37 protein-coding genes, 1 other RNA gene and 2 pseudogenes are annotated in these 20,184 nt (G+C 55.1%); 1 reads left to right on the forward strand and 39 read right to left on the reverse strand.

Annotation, left to right across the window (positions count from 1 at the left end; genetic code table 11):
• Positions 1 to 19 precede the first annotated feature (19 nt).
• The 23 genes and pseudogenes from GKE73_RS19215 to GKE73_RS19325 form a co-directional block, all read right to left on the reverse strand.
• Positions 20 to 451: a hypothetical protein gene (locus GKE73_RS19215; protein WP_230371151.1), complete on the reverse strand. Its 432-nt coding sequence runs from the start codon at positions 449 to 451 to the stop codon at positions 20 to 22.
• A gap of 9 nt (positions 452 to 460) precedes the next feature.
• Complete coding sequence (locus tag GKE73_RS19220; RefSeq protein ID WP_230371152.1) at positions 461 to 916, reverse strand: Mor transcription activator family protein; 456 nt, start codon at positions 914 to 916, stop codon at positions 461 to 463.
• Positions 904 to 1,335: a gp16 family protein gene (locus GKE73_RS19225; protein WP_230371153.1), complete on the reverse strand. Its 432-nt coding sequence runs from the start codon at positions 1,333 to 1,335 to the stop codon at positions 904 to 906. The genes GKE73_RS19220 and GKE73_RS19225 overlap by 13 nt, the downstream gene beginning before the upstream one ends.
• 158 nt (positions 1,336 to 1,493) lie before the next feature.
• A complete protein-coding gene (locus GKE73_RS19230) occupies positions 1,494 to 1,904 on the reverse strand; it encodes a DUF7694 domain-containing protein (RefSeq protein WP_230371154.1) in 411 nt (136 codons plus the stop codon).
• Between the two features lie 9 nt (positions 1,905 to 1,913).
• Positions 1,914 to 2,411 carry a DUF7168 domain-containing protein gene (locus GKE73_RS19235; RefSeq protein ID WP_446686356.1) on the reverse strand — a complete coding sequence of 166 codons (498 nt, stop codon included), beginning with the start codon at positions 2,409 to 2,411 and terminating at the stop codon, positions 1,914 to 1,916.
• 34 nt (positions 2,412 to 2,445) lie between these two features.
• The gene (locus GKE73_RS19240) at positions 2,446 to 2,622 is read right to left on the reverse strand and encodes a DUF2786 domain-containing protein (protein ID WP_230371156.1); all 177 of its coding nucleotides are present in this window, start codon (positions 2,620 to 2,622) and stop codon (positions 2,446 to 2,448) included.
• Positions 2,622 to 2,870, reverse strand: a complete 249-nt coding sequence (locus GKE73_RS19245; RefSeq protein WP_230371157.1) for a hypothetical protein — start codon at positions 2,868 to 2,870, stop codon at positions 2,622 to 2,624. The genes GKE73_RS19240 and GKE73_RS19245 overlap by 1 nt, the downstream gene beginning before the upstream one ends.
• A 7-nt stretch (positions 2,871 to 2,877) precedes the next feature.
• An RNA gene (locus GKE73_RS19250) (hammerhead ribozyme type II) lies at positions 2,878 to 2,942 on the reverse strand.
• A gap of 19 nt (positions 2,943 to 2,961) precedes the next feature.
• Complete coding sequence (locus GKE73_RS19255) at positions 2,962 to 3,396, reverse strand: HU family DNA-binding protein (protein WP_312854521.1); 435 nt, start codon at positions 3,394 to 3,396, stop codon at positions 2,962 to 2,964.
• Positions 3,309 to 3,920: a DUF3164 family protein gene (locus GKE73_RS19260; protein WP_230371159.1), complete on the reverse strand. Its 612-nt coding sequence runs from the start codon at positions 3,918 to 3,920 to the stop codon at positions 3,309 to 3,311. Before GKE73_RS19260 ends, GKE73_RS19255 begins: the two co-directional genes overlap by 88 nt.
• 2 nt (positions 3,921 to 3,922) lie before the next feature.
• Positions 3,923 to 4,282: a hypothetical protein gene (locus GKE73_RS19265; protein WP_230371160.1), complete on the reverse strand. Its 360-nt coding sequence runs from the start codon at positions 4,280 to 4,282 to the stop codon at positions 3,923 to 3,925.
• On the reverse strand, positions 4,279 to 4,824 hold the full coding sequence (locus GKE73_RS19270; protein WP_230371161.1) for a hypothetical protein: 546 nt from the start codon (positions 4,822 to 4,824) through the stop codon (positions 4,279 to 4,281). Before GKE73_RS19270 ends, GKE73_RS19265 begins: the two co-directional genes overlap by 4 nt.
• A gap of 20 nt (positions 4,825 to 4,844) precedes the next feature.
• Complete coding sequence (locus tag GKE73_RS19275) at positions 4,845 to 5,099, reverse strand: hypothetical protein (protein WP_230371162.1); 255 nt, start codon at positions 5,097 to 5,099, stop codon at positions 4,845 to 4,847.
• A 16-nt stretch (positions 5,100 to 5,115) separates the two neighbouring features.
• A complete protein-coding gene (locus tag GKE73_RS19280; protein ID WP_230371163.1) occupies positions 5,116 to 5,502 on the reverse strand; it encodes a helix-turn-helix domain-containing protein in 387 nt (128 codons plus the stop codon).
• Between the two features lie 13 nt (positions 5,503 to 5,515).
• On the reverse strand, positions 5,516 to 5,830 hold the full coding sequence (locus tag GKE73_RS19285; RefSeq protein ID WP_230370791.1) for an HI_1482 family protein: 315 nt from the start codon (positions 5,828 to 5,830) through the stop codon (positions 5,516 to 5,518).
• A gap of 174 nt (positions 5,831 to 6,004) precedes the next feature.
• Positions 6,005 to 6,148, reverse strand: a complete 144-nt coding sequence (locus GKE73_RS19290; RefSeq protein WP_230371164.1) for a hypothetical protein — start codon at positions 6,146 to 6,148, stop codon at positions 6,005 to 6,007.
• Positions 6,138 to 6,647 (reverse strand): hypothetical protein, encoded by a 510-nt coding sequence (locus GKE73_RS19295; RefSeq protein ID WP_230371165.1) that lies wholly within the window; start codon positions 6,645 to 6,647, stop codon positions 6,138 to 6,140. The genes GKE73_RS19290 and GKE73_RS19295 overlap by 11 nt, the downstream gene beginning before the upstream one ends.
• A 120-nt stretch (positions 6,648 to 6,767) precedes the next feature.
• Complete coding sequence (locus GKE73_RS19300) at positions 6,768 to 7,481, reverse strand: AAA family ATPase (RefSeq protein ID WP_230371166.1); 714 nt, start codon at positions 7,479 to 7,481, stop codon at positions 6,768 to 6,770.
• 11 nt (positions 7,482 to 7,492) lie between these two features.
• Positions 7,493 to 7,864, reverse strand: coding sequence for a hypothetical protein (locus tag GKE73_RS19305; protein ID WP_230371167.1), 372 nt, complete (start codon positions 7,862 to 7,864; stop codon positions 7,493 to 7,495).
• Between the two features lie 119 nt (positions 7,865 to 7,983).
• The gene (locus tag GKE73_RS25140) at positions 7,984 to 9,540 is read right to left on the reverse strand and encodes a Mu transposase C-terminal domain-containing protein (RefSeq protein WP_312854597.1); all 1,557 of its coding nucleotides are present in this window, start codon (positions 9,538 to 9,540) and stop codon (positions 7,984 to 7,986) included.
• Between the two features lie 199 nt (positions 9,541 to 9,739).
• Positions 9,740 to 10,156 (reverse strand): hypothetical protein, encoded by a 417-nt coding sequence (locus tag GKE73_RS19315; RefSeq protein ID WP_230371168.1) that lies wholly within the window; start codon positions 10,154 to 10,156, stop codon positions 9,740 to 9,742.
• Positions 10,153 to 10,635 (reverse strand): hypothetical protein, encoded by a 483-nt coding sequence (locus tag GKE73_RS19320; RefSeq protein WP_230371169.1) that lies wholly within the window; start codon positions 10,633 to 10,635, stop codon positions 10,153 to 10,155. Before GKE73_RS19320 ends, GKE73_RS19315 begins: the two co-directional genes overlap by 4 nt.
• A 60-nt stretch (positions 10,636 to 10,695) precedes the next feature.
• A pseudogene (locus tag GKE73_RS19325) lies at positions 10,696 to 11,026 on the reverse strand (helix-turn-helix domain-containing protein).
• 120 nt (positions 11,027 to 11,146) lie between these two features.
• Here GKE73_RS19325 and GKE73_RS19330 point away from each other — a divergent pair.
• Positions 11,147 to 11,845 (forward strand): XRE family transcriptional regulator, encoded by a 699-nt coding sequence (locus GKE73_RS19330; protein ID WP_230371170.1) that lies wholly within the window; start codon positions 11,147 to 11,149, stop codon positions 11,843 to 11,845.
• Positions 11,846 to 12,141: 296 nt separating this feature from the next.
• Here GKE73_RS19330 and GKE73_RS19335 read toward each other — a convergent pair whose 3' ends face one another.
• From GKE73_RS19335 to GKE73_RS24295, 16 genes and pseudogenes are all read right to left on the reverse strand, one after another.
• Positions 12,142 to 13,164: a tyrosine-type recombinase/integrase gene (locus tag GKE73_RS19335; RefSeq protein WP_230371171.1), complete on the reverse strand. Its 1,023-nt coding sequence runs from the start codon at positions 13,162 to 13,164 to the stop codon at positions 12,142 to 12,144.
• 2 nt (positions 13,165 to 13,166) lie between these two features.
• Positions 13,167 to 13,409, reverse strand: a complete 243-nt coding sequence (locus GKE73_RS19340) for a DUF4224 domain-containing protein (protein ID WP_230371172.1) — start codon at positions 13,407 to 13,409, stop codon at positions 13,167 to 13,169.
• Between the two features lie 565 nt (positions 13,410 to 13,974).
• Positions 13,975 to 14,466, reverse strand: a complete 492-nt coding sequence (locus GKE73_RS19345; RefSeq protein ID WP_230371173.1) for a hypothetical protein — start codon at positions 14,464 to 14,466, stop codon at positions 13,975 to 13,977.
• Between the two features lie 35 nt (positions 14,467 to 14,501).
• Positions 14,502 to 14,969 carry a hypothetical protein gene (locus tag GKE73_RS19350; protein WP_230371174.1) on the reverse strand — a complete coding sequence of 156 codons (468 nt, stop codon included), beginning with the start codon at positions 14,967 to 14,969 and terminating at the stop codon, positions 14,502 to 14,504.
• A 194-nt stretch (positions 14,970 to 15,163) separates the two neighbouring features.
• Complete coding sequence (locus GKE73_RS19355; protein WP_230371175.1) at positions 15,164 to 15,673, reverse strand: class I SAM-dependent methyltransferase; 510 nt, start codon at positions 15,671 to 15,673, stop codon at positions 15,164 to 15,166.
• The gene (locus GKE73_RS19360; protein WP_230371176.1) at positions 15,670 to 16,278 is read right to left on the reverse strand and encodes a DUF551 domain-containing protein; all 609 of its coding nucleotides are present in this window, start codon (positions 16,276 to 16,278) and stop codon (positions 15,670 to 15,672) included. The genes GKE73_RS19355 and GKE73_RS19360 overlap by 4 nt, the downstream gene beginning before the upstream one ends.
• Positions 16,279 to 16,482: 204 nt before the next feature.
• The gene (locus GKE73_RS19365) at positions 16,483 to 16,749 is read right to left on the reverse strand and encodes a hypothetical protein (RefSeq protein WP_230371177.1); all 267 of its coding nucleotides are present in this window, start codon (positions 16,747 to 16,749) and stop codon (positions 16,483 to 16,485) included.
• A gap of 136 nt (positions 16,750 to 16,885) precedes the next feature.
• The gene (locus GKE73_RS19370) at positions 16,886 to 17,023 is read right to left on the reverse strand and encodes a hypothetical protein (protein ID WP_230371178.1); all 138 of its coding nucleotides are present in this window, start codon (positions 17,021 to 17,023) and stop codon (positions 16,886 to 16,888) included.
• Between the two features lie 157 nt (positions 17,024 to 17,180).
• Positions 17,181 to 17,661, reverse strand: a pseudogene (gene ssb / locus GKE73_RS19375) (single-stranded DNA-binding protein).
• Positions 17,661 to 17,936, reverse strand: coding sequence for a hypothetical protein (locus GKE73_RS19380; RefSeq protein WP_230371179.1), 276 nt, complete (start codon positions 17,934 to 17,936; stop codon positions 17,661 to 17,663). The pseudogene ssb and the gene GKE73_RS19380 overlap by 1 nt, the downstream one beginning before the upstream one ends.
• A 41-nt stretch (positions 17,937 to 17,977) precedes the next feature.
• Positions 17,978 to 18,310, reverse strand: coding sequence for a hypothetical protein (locus GKE73_RS19385; protein WP_230371180.1), 333 nt, complete (start codon positions 18,308 to 18,310; stop codon positions 17,978 to 17,980).
• A gap of 184 nt (positions 18,311 to 18,494) precedes the next feature.
• Positions 18,495 to 19,010, reverse strand: coding sequence for a siphovirus Gp157 family protein (locus GKE73_RS19390; RefSeq protein ID WP_230371181.1), 516 nt, complete (start codon positions 19,008 to 19,010; stop codon positions 18,495 to 18,497).
• Positions 19,011 to 19,035: 25 nt separating this feature from the next.
• Positions 19,036 to 19,182: a hypothetical protein gene (locus tag GKE73_RS27060; protein WP_512698908.1), complete on the reverse strand. Its 147-nt coding sequence runs from the start codon at positions 19,180 to 19,182 to the stop codon at positions 19,036 to 19,038.
• A 55-nt stretch (positions 19,183 to 19,237) separates the two neighbouring features.
• On the reverse strand, positions 19,238 to 19,549 hold the full coding sequence (locus tag GKE73_RS27065; RefSeq protein ID WP_512698909.1) for a DUF4884 domain-containing protein: 312 nt from the start codon (positions 19,547 to 19,549) through the stop codon (positions 19,238 to 19,240).
• A complete protein-coding gene (locus tag GKE73_RS19400; protein ID WP_230371183.1) occupies positions 19,546 to 19,836 on the reverse strand; it encodes a hypothetical protein in 291 nt (96 codons plus the stop codon). The genes GKE73_RS27065 and GKE73_RS19400 overlap by 4 nt, the downstream gene beginning before the upstream one ends.
• On the reverse strand, positions 19,833 to 19,961 hold the full coding sequence (locus GKE73_RS24295) for a hypothetical protein (RefSeq protein ID WP_280955036.1): 129 nt from the start codon (positions 19,959 to 19,961) through the stop codon (positions 19,833 to 19,835). Before GKE73_RS24295 ends, GKE73_RS19400 begins: the two co-directional genes overlap by 4 nt.
• Between the last annotated feature and the right edge of the window lie 223 nt (positions 19,962 to 20,184).

A 20,184-nucleotide genomic window follows, 5' to 3' on the forward strand; every position in this document is an offset into this window, starting at 1 on the left:
TGGCGGGGTTGGATGGCGGTTACTTACAAAGGCTCTGTGCTAGATCGAACAATGGAGACAATGGCTTTTTGGGAGGTCCATAGTAATTGCCACTCGCGTCGTAAAATGATGGATCAGGCGGTTGTACGGCAACAATCGGATCAATGCTTCCATACTGCGAGATGCCAAATCCGTTGATGCCGTATTTTTTACCAGAGTCATCCGTGAAGACCAGCGTGTCGCCGCCGCGTTCGCACGATACCCATCCATGGTCGACAGTTAGAGGCCATGCCTGTTTCATCTGTTCTGCAGATACTTCGATCCGATTGGATGGACCACTATTAGCGACTGTCTCTGATGCTTGAAAGCTGCCATTTCTTTGGTATTGCAGTATCGCGCCGATAATAAAAATAGCGAAAAGGATGACCAACAGTACCTTGATCCTCCTTGTACTTGTGTCAACCTCAACCATTTTCATCTCCTAAAAAAGCTGACCTTGGGGGACGTTATCAGGCAGCAGCTCGTCGGCCTTGCTCAAAATCTCTTCGATCCGGCGGTCACACAGTTTGAACTTTGGCACCAGTATATTATTGACGGTGGCATTATGTCCCAGCTCCCGGCAGTGTCTGTCATAGTCTGCCCGGATCTCTGCATCACGTAGCGCCCGCAACGCGGCGGCGCATTTCGGTACGTATAACCGCGTGTTCCCGTAGTGTTTGGTCAGTGTTCGGGCTGCATCCACTCCCACCACCTCAGCCAGCGCCGAAAAATACTGGCCTTCCTGCCGGGCGGTTTTAGGAATGGGGAAATGGGTGCCGCCCAACAGGTCGACCAGCTTCATGGTCATGGGCAGGCTGATCAGCCGCACCAGTTCACGGGCGTTTTCCGGCAGCAGGTGCTGGGCACGCAGAATCGCGTCCTCTCTTACTTTTCCCATGCTTCAGTTCCTTTACCATGGCGGCGGGCATCGATTTCCAGCCCGATCATCAACCGGCGCAGCTGGTCATCATCCAGCCATGCCACCTTCTCAACCTTGAACATGCGGAGCGCCATTCCATCGGCGTAGTCCCATGGCCGTTTCTGGTCAGCCAGCAGAGCCTCAACCTTGGCCATGTAGCGCTCGCGGTCATCTTGGGGCGTGGGACGTTTACCGATATTTCGCGCGGTCTTTTGCACAAATCCAAGGCGCTTCATTTCGGCCAGTACGTCATCCAGTTGCTGCAGGGTCAGCTTGGTACTGCTGGTCTTGCCTTCGGCCAGACGGGCGAGCATGGCCCGATAGCTGTCATCCGCCATCTGCAGCTGCTGCTTGGCGATATGAATCTTGGAGATCATCGCCTTGCGTCTATCGGTCATTGTTCTTCTCCTGGTCAAACTCAATGCACGCGTGACCGGCCATGCCGAGCTTTATCAGAGGACGGCACCCCAGTAAGTGGATCGGGGCTGGCCGGTCACGGCTGCATTGAGGGTTAAAACACGTTGCGGAGCCTGTAACGCAGGCTCGACACCGGGTTCTAAGTGGTACTACTTCGTCGCCAGATGAAATCCAATTCGCTAGGGAGTACCCATAAGTGCCGCATGTTTGCCACATTCACGACATCGCCGATTCGCGGGTATACCTCAATAGCATCGTTGCTGCCGTAGCCGACTCCATCCTTGATGTCCTGCAGCTCCTCCCAACTAATGCCATCGATCCAATGGCCATCGTTTCCCAGACAAGTACGGCACACAGACAGGCGCACAATGTCGTTCGGCTCGGCATAAAGCTGCACCATGAAGTCCTTGCTCCAGTAGACCGCGAAGGGGAAATTCCTCCCCTTGATTTCAGGCCACCGATCACGCGGGGCGGGTGTCAGTACGGCCGGTAGCGTAGCTACTAGCTCACGGTTTGCTTTTTGCCGTGCTCGTCGTTGTTCTCGGTTCATGCGGCACCATCAAGAAAGTTGCGGGGTATGACCCAAGGACAGGGGTGTGTCAGCCGCTCCGCCAACTCCATGGTTAAGCTGGGCATCCTTGCCAGACTGATAACCGGCGTAATGTGCATTGTCATCACCACTACGGAGGCTTTTCCCGGCCTGACGGTCACGGGTGGCCAGACTCTCCAGATCCGCGTACTCCTTGGCCATGTAGGCTTTCAGAGCATCGGTATTGCGTTGGCTTCCAGCAAATTTGGCGATCTTGCTGGCAACAGCATTCACCCAGCCTTCACAAAACAGATCAGCGCGACGGATACGGCTGGCGGGAATAAGTCGCTTGCATTCCCGTTTCTGATATTCAGCACGGGCTTTCTTGAGCTGACGCAGCAGCACTTTGTATGCGTAAGTGGCTATCTCTGGCGCAGGGCCATAGCCGATGAAGGTCCAATAGCCTGCAGACAGCGACCGGTTGAAGACAATTTCGCAACCAAAGGACTCTCCCACGGTGACGGCCAGCCAGCTTTCCCACTACACAGGCTTGGACTTGGCGCTAAGCCTTTACATGGTCTTTGCACACTTCAGACATCAGGATGTCGTCGTCTTCGACGCCAAACTTTTCCATCAGGGCTTGAGCCTGGCGCAGGGCGGCAGCGGCTTCATGCTCGTTGGCGCTCTTGGCCAGTGCCGGGCATTTTTTGATCTTTTCGATTGCGGACTTACGGTCCATCACTCGTCCTCCTCTTCATCCGTGCAGGGCGTAACGCTGAAGGGGAGTTCCCCTAGTTGGGACAATGCGATTTGCAGGCCGACACGCATACCTTTGGCAATGTCGCTACCGGCTTTGATTTCAATGTCAGCCAGCTTGATGTCGGCTTCTGGGTGATCCACGATGACTTGCAAGTTGGCAACACGGGATGCGTGCCAGCTTTGAAGCTGCTTGGTGAATTCAATTACTTCGGGGTCGAAAGTTTGCATTGCTGTCCTTTGGCTGCTCATCAGTACCGGACCACCACGCCCGGCAGACCACCCTTGCGGGCGGTTTCGCTGGGTTAAGCGATGGCGTCTTTCAGTGCCTTGGATGGAGCAAAAACGACCTTGCGTTTGGCTTAAGCACTTGAATGGTTTCGCCGGTTTTCGGGTTGCGGCCGGATCGAGCCGGAACATCCTTGACCTTGAACTTTCCGGTGCTGGCCAGCACGATCTCGCCGCCCTTGGCCAGTTCTTGATGGATTTCTTTTTCCAGTGCATCGACAACGCGCAGAACGTCGGCTTTGGACAGGCCAGATTTTTCGGCCGTGGTGGTGATCAGTTCTTGTTTAGTCATGTTGAAGTCCCTTATCAGGTGAAAAATTGAGTGTTTGGGAATGTTCCCGGTACGTAGGTTGCGAATCAGTAGCTTGTAATTGGCGAGGCTCATACCCCGGCAATATCCAGCGGAATCGGCACATACTGGTCTGCCTCGCCAACCCGCTCGTAGACGCGGATGTACGACTTGGAGCATTGCACCCGTACCGAGTCACTGAGGGCCGTCATGGCTCGTTGCCATTTCTCGTCCTGAATCTCCAGACGACGCAAACCGAGGATGCGGCCGGTTGAAATCTTTCCCTCCTTGTCGACGTTGAAGGCGTCATTGATCAAGGCACGGATCTCGCTACGTGCTCCCTCGGTCCACTCGTGCACGCACTCGTCGATTAGTGCTTTGGCCGCCTGCAGTCCCTCGTCAAACGTCAGCGTGTCGGATACGGCCCGCTTGATCTGGTAGCGACCATCAAAGGTGGTCAGGGTGGTATTGCCCTTGGCCCCGCCGACCTTGGCGCCATAACGCTCTGCCGACAGTTCGATAAAGGCCTGGATATCGGCAAAGGCCGTGGCCTTGAACGTAGCCAAATGTGCTTTGACCTCAACGGCTTTCTTGACGATTTCGCTCACCAGCTCATCACGGGCGATATCGATGGGCTTGATGGTCTCGACCGGAATCAAACGCCCCTTGGCGTCCTTTTTGTATCCCTGCGGGATGGCATCCATGGTTATTTCCTCAGTCCTACTAGTTGTTTCACTTTGGCCAGTTCGGCCCGGTTCTTTTGCAGCCACTCCGGCGTCATCGCCACTTCATCGGCTGCCCGCCAAAATCTTTTTCGTGACGGCGGCGATGGCGGTTTATCCGGTGGCGGCTCCGGTACCGGGGTGTCTGGTGGGCTAGGCTCGGGCTGTGGTGGCGCTGGGGCGGTGGCGACCACCGGTGTGGCAGAGGCCGCCAGCTCGTCCAGATAGTCATCCCACACAATGCGCCGGGCCTTCTTCCGGTCCATGCCCATGCCAACCAGACGCTCAACCTCTTCGGCCAACCTTGCCTTGGTCATGTCATCCAGCTCGCTGGCCTGCGTCATGCCAGCAACTCCCGTTGCGGCATGACTGGCTGTAACCGGTGCAAAAACTGGTACAGCTGATCGGTTTCATCCGGGCTAAGTACCGTCGTGCTGCCGTTCGTCAGGTCCAGATAAAGCCACCCGGCTTGATCCAACAGGCAGTTAAACGGCACGTCTTCTTTGGGCTTGGATGGCGACGGTTCTACCGGTTTCTTGCCCGACACATGCGAGGGGAATAGCACCTTGAAGCGTTCAGGTGCGCTCTCAAACAGCTCTACAGTGCCGTCATCACCAATGGAGCCAATCAACGGAATCGGGCTGCAGTCTGGAGCGCTCATGTCATCGTTTACGTTCCCATTCCCGGCTACTTCGGTATCCGTGTTGGAGTCGGCATGACGGGCCTGCTTGCTTTCCTTGGCGACGGACTGATCGGTATTGGAGACCCAATACCAGTGGCCATTGTCATGGCGTTTGACCTGATCCTTTTTGCGGTAGAACTGCAGGGCGGTGTTGACTGCTGCCGGTGAGCCGACCACTTGATCAACCAGTTGGGCCGATGTCATCCCGGTTTTGCCTACTCCCATCAATATCCGCTTAACCGGGCAGGAACGTTCTGCTTGTCATTCGGCTTGGCCTCCGCGACCACGTGCTTTCCGGGTCCGAACTGCCAGATCAGTTCGTTACCGACATCACGGCGGTTGACCTTGTTTTGGCTCTCAAGCTGCAACAGTGCTGACGTCAGTTCCATCACGCTATGCCCCAGCTGTTGTGCGAGTTCTTTGGTCGAGCGGCCATGTTTGTGTTCGGACAAGGCAGCCAGCACCTGCTGTTCAAGCACTTTTGCGTTCTCCATGTCACTGCACCTCAACGCAGGCGGGTTTGCCGGTCAGCATCGTGTTGACTCCAACCGAGGTCTCGACCAGATCCGTCGCCACCTTCCCGACGTTGACCATCAACTCACGGCAACGGTTAGCCATATCCAGCAACTCCTTGGCATCCAGTTCCTTCAGCAGAATGGCGCGGATCACGTCGGCGTTTTCCGGGGTGATGAGGGTGATATCAATGCCCAGCTCGTGGCGAAGGCGTACCATCTCATCGACCTGTGCCGGGGCTTTGCGGCCGCTTTCATAGCGGGAGCCGCCGGACTGGGTGACTTTGACCGCACTCCAGAAATCTGATTGATTCAGGCCAAGGGCACGGCGCATGGCGCGGTAGTCACGTTTTACGGTTTGTTCTTGCATGGTCATCTCCTGATTAATTTCCGATTTCTGTCCAAACGATGCGGCAACCGCCCAGCTGGAACTGTCCTTCGCGGTACTGGCCCACACGCTCACGCTTGCCAAAACTGAAGTACACCGCTTCGCCCTTGGCGATCAGGGTGTGGCACTGGCCACTGGTCTGAATGCGAATGGTCGGACGGGATACGCTCTTCAACTCCACATCGGTGACCGTGAAGCCGTTCTCGCTCAACGCTTCAATGGCGCGGGCCGCTTTATGCGTGGCATCCAGCAACGCCGCATTAACCTGCCGGGTTGAATGGGTACGTAAATGGGTCGTGCTCATTAACATGGTCAGTCTCCTTTGCAGCAGTTTTTGCACTGTCGGCAGGCTCGCCAGTGGCTGAGTTTTAACGGGTGGTGAGTGGGGGCGCGGCTACTGCTGAAAGCCCGGCAATCGGCCATCGTCATGTCAGCGCCATTGAATGGGCAGATCACACGGGCCAGTACCGCGAGCACTTTTTTCTCAACGGCGTCGGTTTTGCCAGCATATTTCCCGGCCAGTACCAGGGCTGACCGTAGAGCGCGAGTAGCCCAGCGCGTCGGCCACCGGTTTCTGCCCGCGTTCGGCCACCGCTTCCCGCAGGATTTCCAGCCAGTCAGCAGTCATGATCAGGCTCCTCTTGCCAGACCACTTTCCCCAGATTCGGGTCATAGACCGTCTTGGTGCGCTGGATCATCGGTGGGCGCGGGCCGGAGTTGCGGGCCGGGTTGAAGCGATAGCGGGTGGGGATGCCACCGGCGCCCTTGCCATGGCCCTTGGTCACGGTAATCAGATAACCCGCTGCTGACAGGTGCTTGACGTATGCCTTGGCGGTTTCGGTCGCGACGGTGACTTCGGAAGAACTGGATAGCGCGGCCAGCTCATGAAACGTGAAGTCACGGATCATCCGCATGGTTCGCCACATCGATTCATTCGCCAGCCCTTGGGTGACCGGCTTGCCATCACGGGTCAGGCGAGGCGCTTCGATTCCCTTATCCACAGCCAGCTTCCAGCGCTTCTCGGTATGACCAGATGCCTCCTGAATGACCTCAATGATTCCGGCCTTGGTCAGCGACCGCAGATAGGTCTTCGCCGTATCGATATCGGTATCGGCTTTGGCGGCCACGTCGATGACCGTGAAGTCGTCACGTTTTTTACGGATAGCCTCCCAAAGTCTCTGACGCCCCCCTTACCCCCCACCAGTTCAAGGTGAGCCGCGCGACGCGGATTTAGTGGTGCCCCCATCTCAGTTCCTCTTCGGTGCGTCGCCGGTATACAGCGGGTTAGTGCCCCATGTAGCCCGGTCAATCGCATCCAGCCCGTGCAGCATCGCGTATTCATGGAGGTTGACCAGGTTGACGCACACCCGGCGGACCGAGCCGTGAGCCAGATCTACCACGTAGGCCAGCAAGTCCTCAGCGATGGCGACCTGTGGGCTGTAAATCGGAACCAGTTTCGCCGCGTCAGCCATCGTCACCGGCTGGGCCGGTACCCATGCCAGCACCCGGCCGTGAAAGCGTTCAAACTTCTTCAGCTTGGTCGGCAGCATTTCTTCACCGACCAGCATCAGCGGCGCCTGGCTGCCTTCGTAAATGTCGCGCAACAGTTCCACCATGCCCGGTCGGCTGGCAGCGTGGTCAGCTTCGTCCAGGATCAGCGGCCGCTGGCTGGTGCTCATCTGCTCGCAGATCAGATCAAGGTTGGCCGATACCGTGGAGGCCGGACGCATGCCCATTTCAAAGGCGATTTTTTCCAGCAGCGCTTTTTTTCCCAGTGCACTACGCATCTGGACGTAATAAGCGCGGGTTTCATTGGACACCGCCACGATGGTGGTGGTCTTGCCGTAACCACTGGGGCCGTAGTACACGCCGAGGCCCGGCAGGCCATCTTGGCGATTGATCAGCTTGCTCATCGCAATGCTGACCAAATCGAGGTTGGCAATCGGTGCAATCTTGTTCACGGTTCAAACTCCTATCGACGACTCAAGGTCTTGTATTCGTTGGTGTGGGTGTATTTGTTCAGTACCCAATCCAGTTCACGCTCGCTGAGGCATTCGCCCCGTCCATGGCGATCACGTAGCGTGCAGAAATAGCGGTAACGGGCCTCCGGGCTGTCCGGGATGGACAGCACATTGCTCGGCAAGACGGTTTCAACGGGTACGGTCGGCGGTACCACCTGCAAGGTGGGTTTGTCGGTCAGAGGCTCGACCGGTTTTTCCGCGTGTTCGGCCCGAACCTTGGCAGCGGCTTCGGCCAACTGCTCACGGGTACCAAACACCACGCCGGGGATAACGATTTCCTTTTGGGCCTCAATGGTAAACTGGCCACGGCGTTCGGCTTCCACTTCTTCCAGATGCGCTTGCAGGCGGTCAGCGCGGGCATCGGCGCGTTTCTCTCGGGCACGCTCAATGACAGAAACCGGGAAGTAACTGCGGACATTCGCATTCCATTCGGCCGTGCAAATTAGCCTGCCATCGTCGGCATAAACCCATACCGGCTGGCGTCATTCACGTCATAGCCAATGCGCAGCTGTTCACCGTGAAATTCCTCCAGCTCACGGCTGAAATAGCGGTTGCCATACAGTTGTATTTCGCCCCGGCGAATAACCCGTTCGACTTGCGGCCGAAACAGATAGGCGTCTTCACCCGGCTTCAACGTATGAGGTTCCCAGCCAAGAGCAATAAACTCGGCCAGTTTCATATCCGGGCTAATGCCATTCAGGCTGGAATGAGGACGGGCGTTGTAATCCGCGATGCGCTGATTAATGAATTCGATAAATTGCGGCCAACTGATCAAATTAACGGTGCCACCGGTTTTGACGGCTTTACGGGTAATCTTGAATTGAGCCAGTTTGGCTTCACGGTCCATATCAACGCCGATATAGCTTTGCAACTCGCGGGCGGCACGAACAAATACCGACTGGTGCAAACGTTCCACGGCGCCTTTGGCCTGCGAGTTATACGGTTTGGCAAAGTGCATTTCCGCACCTAGCCGTCCCATAATCCCGGTCGATTCATTTCGCAGCAGGTCGTTTTTGTAACCAGAGCCGTTATCGACATAAAAGATCGCCATAACGCCTTCACGCGTTACCGCATGGGTAATGGCATCCAGTACGGCTAGTGATGATTCCGCCAGCCCGACACTCCATCCCACGATACGGCGGGTGGCCACATCGATAATGGCGGTGATTTCCGGGCGAAAAGGCTTACCATGGAACGGATGTTGAACCTCGGCATCAAAGGTGTGCCCATCAGCGGTCCAGACGTCGTTCGGCAGCAGATCAGAGATATCGCGGCGGACGAACGGCTTGATATTCTTCATCTCACGCGGGCCGATCCGACCGGTTTGGCGGCTGACGTTCCCCAGCTTGCCAATGAAGCGGCGCACCTGATGGATCGAGGGTAGATCCTCCGGGCTTCCGGCCCACTCTCGTCTGAACTGCTCATAGGAATGCGTCACGTTCGGTTTGCTGGGCAACTGCCAGAGTCGCAGGAAGGCGGCGGCCCATTCCGGCACATCCAGTAACGCCGTCATGGCGGTTTTAGGCGCCAGATGGCCTTCTTTTTCCAAGGCACGCCAGCCTTTGATGGTACGAATGGAGGGATAGGGACCATTCAAGCCCTTGCGGCCACGTCCGTCATGGGCAGCGCGGAGCATCATGTCCAGATGCGGGTCCAGCATCCCGGCCTTGGCCTGCGTTAAAAGCGTGTGAATCGCCGCCTCACGGCTCACGCCACACCCCGCCATCAAACGCTCAATGGCCACCAAGACCCCCTTGCGGGCACCTTCTACCGTCTGCTGACGGCTGGTCAGCGCCAATTCCAGCTGCTGTTCCTTGGTTTTAACGGCGGGCAGTGCCACGACCGGGGCAGAAACCAGCTTCGTAACCAAGCGATCCTTAATTGCCTTGATTGCTTCATCCGGCAGGCTGGTGAGGGCGTATTCGTACCCGCCACCGCGCCCTTGGCGTTTTTTTGATTCCCATAGTTCGGTTTTTGCCCGGATTCCAATTCCTTGGATGGTTCCGGTGCAGCCCCGGCAGCTTCAGGTCAGCCAACTCGGCGGCGCTGTAATGGGTTTTAAGTTCGGTCTGGCTCATGCCCAAACCCCTTGTTGGGTGAGGACTCTGCCAATCTGGGTAGAATGGCGATGCAGGCCGCAAACTTGCATGTCATCAACCTTCATTGGAGAGCCCCCATGGAAGACAAAGAATTGATAGCTACACTTGAGAATCGGGATGAAAACTTTGTTGCGCTGCGGGAAGCGTTTGTGGCGCTTGCTCATTCGCTCGCTCATCAAGGGATTCTTGACCTGGATGTTTTTCGGAAAGAGATGAAAGCCGCTGCAAATCATCTTCAGACCACTGCCGACGAACCAAAGGCGGCAGTTCTTTTGGAAAGCTTTTCAACAAACCTTCTCGCAGACCTTGAGAACAAAAGGGACATTGCTGCCGCTCGGCGTAAACGGGATCTTTCTCGTTCTCAGCAGGAGGATTGATACGCGCTGACAAAATTTGTTGAGCATGTAGCTGTGCTCGACGATCTAAGAGAATCTGTTTCTTCTCTGCTTTCTCAGAAAGAAAATCCGCAGAGAAAATGACGACCCCATCAACAATCTTTGTTGGTTGGTTTTTCATGTCATATCTCCAAACAGTTCAAGCTCTGGTTTGCTGGCCTTCATCACGTTCTCGCGGTGATAGGCCACTTCAGACAAGGTGCGAGTAAGCGAAGAAACGGTTTCTTCCAGTCCTGACCCATCCTGATAAAACCGTGCTAACAGCGAGATGGCTGCGGCGGCGTTGGCTTGCAGTTCGGCAACATCCGTCACGCTGGCTTTACGTCCTGCCGGGATAGCGATTACCACCTTGTTGCCATGGGCCAGACAGAGGTGCTCGCTGACGAATGAAGCACCGGCGAAATACTCAAACTGACGAACGCGGTTAAGGGGAATGGAGCTGTCAGCTAACCAGCGGTAATAGGTCTTGAGTTCAACGCCCATCAGGTCAGCCATCACCTTGGCTGGGCGGCGTAAAACCTCGCTGGCGTGATCGGCACATAGCTCAATCGCCTCATCCAGACTCGAAGGTCTTGCCGACTTCCAGTTGCGTTTTCTCATGATGGTTTTCCTTGCTTCGGGAAACGTAAGGCTGGTGCGCTGTCGCGCTTCCACCTACGCTTACTCCATGACAACAGGGCAATTTGCAGTGCCAGAAGGCACCGAAGGGAAAACCGGCTTAAAATGGCGATGCTCGTAACGGCTTGGCCAAATGGTTTCTGGCTTTACACCGATAGCAGCGGCGATAATTCGCTCGGCTTTCGGCCAAGGACGATCAAGCGCATTGTTCAGTGCAGAAGGACTCATTCCTGCCGCGATGGACAGCTTGCGGATCGACCAGCTCCTTACGAACTTCCGCCACGATGTCCGCCCTGTGCCAATCAACGGCGGCTTTTTTTCGGGTTGCATTGTGCTCATTCCTTAATCTATTTCGGTGATTAGGTGAGCACATGGTATGACCAAATGGGTTCAAAGTAAACATGAAAGAGGTCATTTTCATGTTCAAAACAAACTCAAGTGTTGCCATTTTGCAAACCTGTGAATTTGTTTGCTTAAAATTCAAAGGCTTAACATGAACTATAAAGCTGATAAAAATCCCATTGATCAACTTTCAAGTTCGAGCCGTGAACCTGAAAGTTCAGACTTTCACCAGCGGCTAGCTTCGCTACTACCCTCATTTAAGAGTGTTCGTGCTTTTGCTATTGCATCTGGGGTATCGCAAACAGGTTTGCAGAGATTGATTAATGGTGGTGAGCCGACTCTGTCCACCTTGGTTTCATTGGCTAAAGCAGGTGGCGTGTCTGTTGAGTGGCTTGCGACAGGCGAAGGTACAAGGATGCTAGACAGCGATGCGTCTACGACTGGATCGTTCGCAACTAATGAGCCAATCGCCCACTATGCCGTCGGCCCATCGACCTCACAGGTAATGGATACGCAGGGGAACCCGGTATGCTTGGAGGAGTTCGCCTTCATTCCGCGCTACAACCTGAAGGCATCGGCAGGCTACGGAGCAAGCACAGACGGCGAGAAACCGCTGTTTACCATGGCTTTCCGCAAGTATTGGATAGACAACTATCTGCGGTGCCAGCCTAGTGACCTGTCGGTTATCTCGGTGAAGGGTGACTCAATGGAGGGTGTGCTGAACGACCGCGACGTCATCCTCATTAACCATACCGACAATGATCCTGGTACGGGTCTGTACGTCCTGCGTATGGATGGCGATCTGATCGTGAAGCGCGTGCAGCGCATTCCGGTGGCAAGATCAAGGTAACCAGTGCGAATACGGCCTACGAGCCTTTTGAAGTCGATCTGGCCAACTTGCCTAACGACTTCTCCATCATCGGCCGTGTCGTGTGGTTTGGGCGCCAAATTTAACGGCTAGGTGTATTGGTACGTGTGAAGTATCGATCTGATGCCAATGCAAAAAAACCGCGAAACGCGCTACTTTAGGCGTTAATCGCGGTTTTCTTTTGCAGGTTTTAAAATTTGCATGTCGCCCGGCCTGAATCGGCCTGAAATCCAAGCCTGGCGCGGATTATCCCGCATCATCCCGGCTCATCCCACAGACTATCCCCCTGTGCAATTCACCTCACCACACCACACTTGCTCAAGAAGGTCTGTCGCGCCTTTCGCTCGCAAGTCATGAAAGTGAAATCGGCGATTTCCCGCCGCCTCCCGTGCTCGCATTATTTTCTGCACCAGAGCATTGAATCCGCTGTCGGTGTATGGTTTGCCAGTCCTGCTTGAAACGAATAAATACCTAGATCCGGATGGTCTAGGGAGCTTTTTCGCTTCAGCTACAGCTGCCATTAACTTTGGCGCCCACCCTATCAGTACGGTAACGGGTCGGCTGTTCCTGGTTTTTAGCTGACGAACTAAAAGCCCGTCGTCGCTTATTGCATCAAGCGACAGGCGCAATACGTCTTGCCTACGCTGTGCCGCAAGATAGGCGATTTCGAGGGCTGATGCGACGACCTTCCCTGTGCGCAATGTATTGCCATAGTCCTTGTTTGTCGCCTTTCTGACACCATCCTCACGTTCAGTAAGCATTCCGTGCCTTAGCTCACGAGCAAAGCTGATGAATCTATCGAGTTCATCATCATCGACGTATCTGTCGCGGGGCAACTCTTTGTTGCGCGTTACCCCTCGGCATGGGTTGCTTTCCACGATCCCCCAGCGCATTGCCATTGTAAAAACATGGGAGAGAAGCGCTTTCTCTCGATTTCCGGCCACTGCGGCGCCCTTTCCTGCCCTATAGTCGAGATATTGGGCAACGTGAACTGGCTTTATTTCATCAGGCCTAAAATCACCAAATGCTGCTTCAAGCAGCTTCATCTGCCGCTCTTGGTCCATTCGCGTCTTTGCCGCCTTGGTTGGTAACACCTCGACTGCATAACGGTTGAAAACAGCAGCCATCCCCTGTGAAGGCATCCGGCATGGTGCTTCCAGTTCTACCCACCGTCTTTTTGCCTCCCCCAGATCAGCAGATAGTCGAATCCATTTGTTTGCTTTGGTGACGTAGTAGTACGCGCCATTTTTTCGGTACATACGCGGAGGAAGGTCGCGATTTTTTAGACGGGGTCTTGCCATGTTTATCTCGTCGTGGCCATATCTAATGCATCAATGTTTATTGATCGCGTGCTCAGTTGCTGCTTTGGGTTTTCAAAAGATTCTCCAAGTGCTTGGCGGAACACTACCGAAGATACGATAGGGCGACCACTTGCGCTCTTTAAGTGCGGGATATTATTGGCCTCCAACCACTCGCACACGCGTCTTGCCAGCTTATATCCAGACAGCTGCTTTAGCTCATCGAATGAGACGATGGTGTCTTCCATCTTCACCCCCCAACAAAAAAGCCGCACTATGCGGCTGTGTTTACCTTCTTCATGTGGGCGAAGCCCATTCCCTTCTGCCAGACAGTGACACCATCGATTACGATACGCGTCGCCCCTTTCTTTCTTGCTTCCGTTACTCGATTGAAAAGCTTCCTGCCGATACGATCCTTATAGCGGCGGCGGCACTCTTCATTTCCAAGGGCAGCCGGTTGAGGTGCATCCTTACCAGGTCCATACACAAAAATGCGGCAGGCTGGGCACCGACTACCGGATGACTCGTACCGCCAGGGCGGCAATGTGAATCAGCTGGCGCAAGCGTAGCGCCTTGAGCATGGTCTGCATGGTGCGAAGATCAGGTATGGCCAGCTTGGTTTGGAGTTCCGTACGAGTCAGGCTTAGCCGGAGACTGCTGTAGCAACTGCAGCGCACGGCGCTGGTTAGGGCCAAGTCGTGAGGTGTCCATTATTTATTCACCTCCATTAGCACTTTTCTGTCAGTTCTCATGTGATTTACCCATGAAAAAAGCCGCTCAGTGGCGGCTTGGTAAATAGTTGACGGTAGCGTGTTAGTCCACGCGACCTTTGATCTTGTAGCGGCCCCCAACAACGTATCGCTTGTAGGCTGCGATCCAGTCGGTTGCCATGGCCTTTTGTGCCTCGGCCAGAGAGACATTTCCGTCGCAGACTGACCGGTACAGCACGAACTCCAATTGGTCTTTCTTGGCGGCGCTCCATTCGCTATTGCGGGGCTGCGGCCACAGGTTGCGTTCATCACGCGGATCACCACCGATCGACAGGGCAATCAGGTGGTCTTCCTCGTAATGTTTTGGGTCCGTGTCGGCATATCCGTATTCGACGATCTGCGCCTTCTTCAGCTTGTTGGTGTAGTACGCCGGTGGCCGGATAGTCTTGGTGAAGCCTTTGACGCACACGGTTTGCTGGATGTTGGACTGAGTAATGTCCGGGTTGATGGCGCCCGGAGTAAGTTTAGGATTTGGCAGGTCACCGGCCGCGGCGAATCCCGCAGCCAGTAGTAGAGCAAGTGCAATCTGTTTCATGTTTTCTCGGTGCGATGTTACTGAGCGACAGTATTTTACTGCGAGGCGGAGGAATCGGCGCCCGACTGGCTGTGTTTGTTGCCACGGGCGCGGATGGCGGTGGCGCAGTCGTTGGCACTTTGCCAGCCATCACGGCTAATGTCCCATTGCACACGCTCCATTTCACACACCCCCGCACACGCCTCGCGCTCGGCTTCTACTGCCAGACGCACTTCGTCCGGCGCGGCCACCGGCTGGGTGCTGGCGGGCTGCTGCGACTCGCCGTGATCTGCTGCACTGAACAGCGCGCCGCAGTCCATACACAGATAGCCGCTTTGCACCACTTGGTTGCGCGCGTCGGCAATGCGGTGCTGGCACACCGGCTGTGCTGCCTCGGCAGCGGCGATGGCTTCAACAGCCAAGTCATAAGCCGCACCTTGTAAGTGGAAATCGGTAGAGTTACCAAATCCGGCACGATAATAAGCTTTCAGCGCGAGGTAAAGCTTCGTTTCCAGTTCAGTCATGGCTGGTTCCTTTGCATTCGCACGGCTTTATTGCAACCTCCCAAGTCCCTGCAAACTGCGGATAGATAGTGCATCCATCAAAAAGCCATTTCCCTAATATCTTCCCTATGTCCTTGTTATTTGTTCGACGTACATCCAATGCACCGATGATTCTGCCGCACTGGCATATTGCAATAAACCCTGTTGGCTTTCGCTTAGTCATGCTCACCCCCTTTCGGCTTCATAAAGACGTACCAATGCGTAAGGCCCTTGCGCCCAGTCGGATGTCCAAACAGTGGCTGAACAGGGGTAAGAGTCAACAGTTCGCTAATCTTTACCTGTGTTTCATTCCACTTAAAAACAAGTACGCCATCATCGTCCAGAACACGGAAGCACTCCTCAAAACCTCGGCGGATATCCTCGCGCCAGTCTTTCCCTAGCTTCCCATACTTCGCAGCAAGCCAGCTTTTTGGCCCGGCGCGTACAAGATGCGGTGGGTCAAATGAAACAAGCTTGAATGACTTGTCTGGGTAAGGCATATCACGGAAGTCCATCATCACATCAGGCTCAATGTGGAGTGTGCGCTGTCCAGTAGGATTTCCATGTGAATGATCGGTAACGGTAATGGATTCACTACGGCGGTCACCAAAAACAACATCAGGATTCTTTCGATCAAACCAGAACATTCGACTGCCGCAGCATGGGTCAAGGACACGCTTATTCACATCTCACCCCCTTTCGGCTGAGGGGCGGCGGGTAGCGGCATCCAGTATGTCGGCTTAGTCAGCCAACATTGATTAGATTCGACAGATGTTTCATACCACCAAGCTGCGAACAGATCGCCATCTTCCCAGTTGTCGTCGATGTATTCCTTTGTGAACCACTGGCCGCGCATAGGGCGCCAGTTCCCGTGACTGTTGAAGTAGCCAAGAAGAACGGTTCGTCCATCTTTCGGCGCAGTGCTGATATCGCGCCACCCATCCGGAACCTGCGCGGTCGGGGCGTCGAAATCGCCATTCAGCACGGACAGGCCGAAATTCGTGTGCTCGTAGATATTGGCGGTGACGCGCCGCACCAGACCGATTTCAGCCGGGCGCTTCATCATGTCCTTCGGCACGTCGTAGCCTTCACCATCCGTTACGCATTCGTGGAAGCGGCGAAGAGCCTTCATTTCATCGGGAATGATTGCGAACGGCAGCGCCACCGCCTCACCGGCAGGCTTGGCGCGGGATGATTGCCATGCAATTAAGGCATCTCCCTTGGTGCCAGTGGTAATTTTCTGGCCTTCGCTATTCCACCACTCCTCAAACTCCTCGCGCATCTTGTCCATATCGAACTCCAAAAAAAATGAGGCCGCTCGGGCCTCGTTATTCCTTATCCTGGTATCGCTGACCGCACTGGTCTGAGCAGAACTCGTCAAAGTGATGCCGCACCCTATGACGCCCGGTGATCGGGTCACGGTCCTGCTGTACGACTTCGTGGATGACGCGATCCTCTATCGGCTTTCCGCAGTGCGGGCAGCGTGGGAGTGTGTTCACGCCACCTCCCGTACCATCTGGATGACGTTTTCGCGGCTCTCAGCAGGCAAGCGGCTTGCAGCCAGCGCAACTTCCAGTTCGCGGATGCGTGCGTCTGCCGCAGCAAGCTGGCGCTCTGCGATTTCGGTACGCTCGGCCTCGGCGGCCAGTGCGATGTTCTGGCGGCCAAGGTCCATGATGTTTTCGTTGAGCTGTTTGATCTGCGATTGTTGCCTGAGGATGATCTCAGCAGCTTGCAGTCTGATAATGGTTATTTGGTCCATGGCGTTTCCTCAAATAAGGCTGGGCTGCTCCAGCACGCCCAGCGGCGCGAGGTCTGATGCCTCGGCCACGATTGTTGTGTGTATGACGGCATCGACCAGAACCATCGAGACACCATCCCGCTCGTGATAGCCACCATTACGGCCGGCGGACTACGGTTTGCCCGGCATATAACTTCCAGTCGCCCTCCCCGTTCACGGTGAAAGCGGTGTCCATCGGAATGCGCCGGGCATCACGCTTGGCAGCGGCCAAATGCTCTATGGTTCCGTGTTCCATGCCCTCTCCTTCCGCCGCCAGTGTTGAGCGCCCTCTACCGGCTTTATCAGAGGACGGCACCCAAGCGAGTTGATCGGGGTGAAGGCGCTCAGGACTGGCGGCGGGGCAAAGAAAAAGCCCGCGGGTGGCGGGCTTGTCATACTTCAATAACGGGTGATCACATCACCAGCACGCTGAAGCGCGATTGCAGGCCGATTGGGGAGAACGGGATGTCGTCATCAAGATCGTCCATCTTCTTCGGCGCTGGATCTGGCTGACGTCGAGGCGGCGCAGCCGGGGCGCTGTGCTGCTCACCTGCCCCATCACGCCCACCCAACATTTGCATACGGTCGCCGCGAATCTCCGTGCTGTAACGGTCCTGGCCGGTTTCTTTGTCCTGCCATTTGCGCGTACGGATCGAACCTTCCACGTACACTTGCGAGCCTTTTTTCAGGTATTGGGCTGCAACTTCGGCTGTTTTGCCAAAGAACACGACACGGTGCCATTCGGTCAGCTCTTCACGCTGGCCGGTTTGCTTGTTGTTGTACGTGTCGGTGGTGGCCACGGACAGTGTGGCAATGGCGTCGCCTAAGCATGTAACGCGTTTCAGGATCGCGGCCAAGGTTGCCGACGAGGATCACTTTGTTGACTGATGCCATCAGGCTGCTTCCTTTTCGTCATCCGGTATTGCCTGCAAAAAACAGGCTTTTAAGTTTTCGTAAGCCGTTTGTAATCGTTGCTTTTCGCTTTCCCCACAACGCTTCCAAGCTCCGCCAAAAATCCCTTGCAGGCTTGCAAGGTCAGCACATCCTTGCATTGCCTCGATCGCCATATCGACTTCTTCGGCCTGCATGGCCGCGTTATCTTTTTCCTCTTTTTCAGCAAACTCTTTCTTCAAAGAGGTTACGTACTTGTTGTCATCGAATAGCCCCATGAACACATCAGCACTAAACCCAATGTGAGAAAGCCCCTTTGTCAGCGCGTCAGTTGTCGCCTTCTTAGCCGCATCGTCATCAAGCTTTCCTTTGGCGTTAAGAATTTCGGCAAGGCCGCGCCGGGACCAAAACAGTTACTGCGATCGCCATGCCATACAATCACATCAGCAGCAGCAAGAACGATGCTTCCTGCTGTGACAGTTGAATGCTCTACTGTGTATCCCCATCCCTGCCCCACAGGCCCGAATGTTTCCGTTGCCCGCATCACTTGGTAGTGCGCATCGATGGCGGTGAATTTACGGCCAAGACTTACATCTTTTGTGTGTCTTGGGTCTGTCTTGCTTACTTTGTTCCAAAGGTCCATGTTTGACATGTTGATCCCCTAAAACGGCAACACCTGCACGCGGGCAGGTGTTGGTTGATCTCTTCGGCACAGCATATTGCTGGCGAGTAGCTGTGACATTGTCTCGCATGGCCTAAGCGGGTCTTTCCTTGACCGCGCCCAGCGCCATGCATCGGCCCATTGTTTACGGTTCATGGCAATTATCATGGTCATCTCAGCGCCAAGTTATGGCGCACCTCGATGTGCGCACCGGTATTTGCTGGCCGTCTTTCAGCAGCTTCTTGACGTCAGCTTTGCGCACGGCCCAGCTGGCTGGGACGTACTCTTTTGCCGTGTTCGGGATAAGGCTTTCGTCGTCGATGATGACGGCCTCGCTCTTGCGTAGCCCCATGGCGATTTCGCTATCCTTTGGCGTGATGGCGCGCTCCAGCATCACCTTGACGGCCAGTGACGCCAGATTGTCTTTGCCTCCTTCTAGCGCCTTCTTGCGGGCTTGCAGTGACTTGATGCGCTCGTCCAAAGCTGCCGCCTCGGCCTCTTTGTTCTTGATCACCTTGGCGTAGTTGAGCAGCTTGGTTTCAATGTCCCCAGACTCGCCTTCCAGTGTGTCCAGATAGATTTGCTTTGCTTGCTCCTCTGTCAGCTTCCCTTCTGCTACATCAGCAGCAAGACTGGCCGACAGGCTGGCTTCCATCTCAGCAAAGGCTCTGTTCAGTTCAAAAAGGTTCATGATTCACTCCATGAAAAAGGCCGCACTAGGCGGCCAGTCTTGGTTTCTGTTTCAGACACTCGAACAGGATGTCTTCGATGGTTGATCTTTCGCGCTCGCGCTCGACGGCGTCTTTCCGTCGTCCGGGCGCTTTCGGCAGCCCGGAAAACAAGCATCCGGTGGTGCTTATCACGCGTCTGCGCCACGGCATTGCTGAGGGTCATTTCGGCAGGAATCATTTGCGGGCCTCAATCAATGGTTTCTGTCTTTGTCTCGCAAGTTCGTGTCTTTCCAGCCTGTCGGCATTCTTCCCAGCTACTCTCAGTGCTTGTCTTGCTGTTATTGCAGCGAGTGAAATAGTGGTAACGATCTCCAGATTTGAAGGTATAAACCTTGCACCCATCAGCCTCGCGGATTACGTGAGGCGTTTTCTCTCGGCGCTCACTTTCTGCCTGTTCTCTCTGATCGCGCTTGTACCACTCTGAGTTTTGGCAGGACGAAACCCCAAACAAAATCCCGGCAAAAACAGCAATTAATACAACTAAGTCTTTCCAGCTCATGCCGCCTTCCTTTGCATCATGCACTTCGCGTAGTCTTCTGCCGCCACTTCAACAATCGCGTCCAATGCCTTCTTGGCTAGGCAATCAGGTCCAGCGCTGACAAGTGCGAGAAAGTCTTCGAGCATGGGGCCGATTTCCTGTGTCCTACCAATCACATCCCCATAGTCGATTCCATCGCTCATGTATGAGCGTTTCAGCCTCTCGAATTCGGCCTTCTTGTCGGCGTCACGATCCAGCTCCTGCAGGTGCCTAAAAAGGTCATTCATCACTGCGCACGGGGCGTTCACCGCCGCACCTCATGCACAGGAAGGCCGTTGCGGCCGAAGTAGCGAAAGCGCAAGCGCAGCCCTTGCTCGCGGAGTTGGCTGGCCATTTCATCCGTCACCCAGCCGATGATTTCGGTAAGAGTCATGGTGTATTCCCCAAAAAAGAACCCCGCACATGGCGGGGCTAGGTTCAATCACAAGGGAAAGCCGGTGAGGCTTCTGGCCGTCCGGGTTTACGTAGACCGAGGAGATGGATAGTGACCAGTCGCCTCAACGGTTTCCCCTCAAAAAGATGGGCGACCCGAAAGCCGCCCCAAGTCAACGCTCGTTACAAAGGAGAGTCGATGGTTACCCATCATCAAGCGCACT

The organism is Paludibacterium denitrificans (assembly GCF_009707705.1).
Lineage (GTDB): Bacteria > Pseudomonadota > Gammaproteobacteria > Burkholderiales > Chromobacteriaceae > Paludibacterium_A > Paludibacterium_A denitrificans.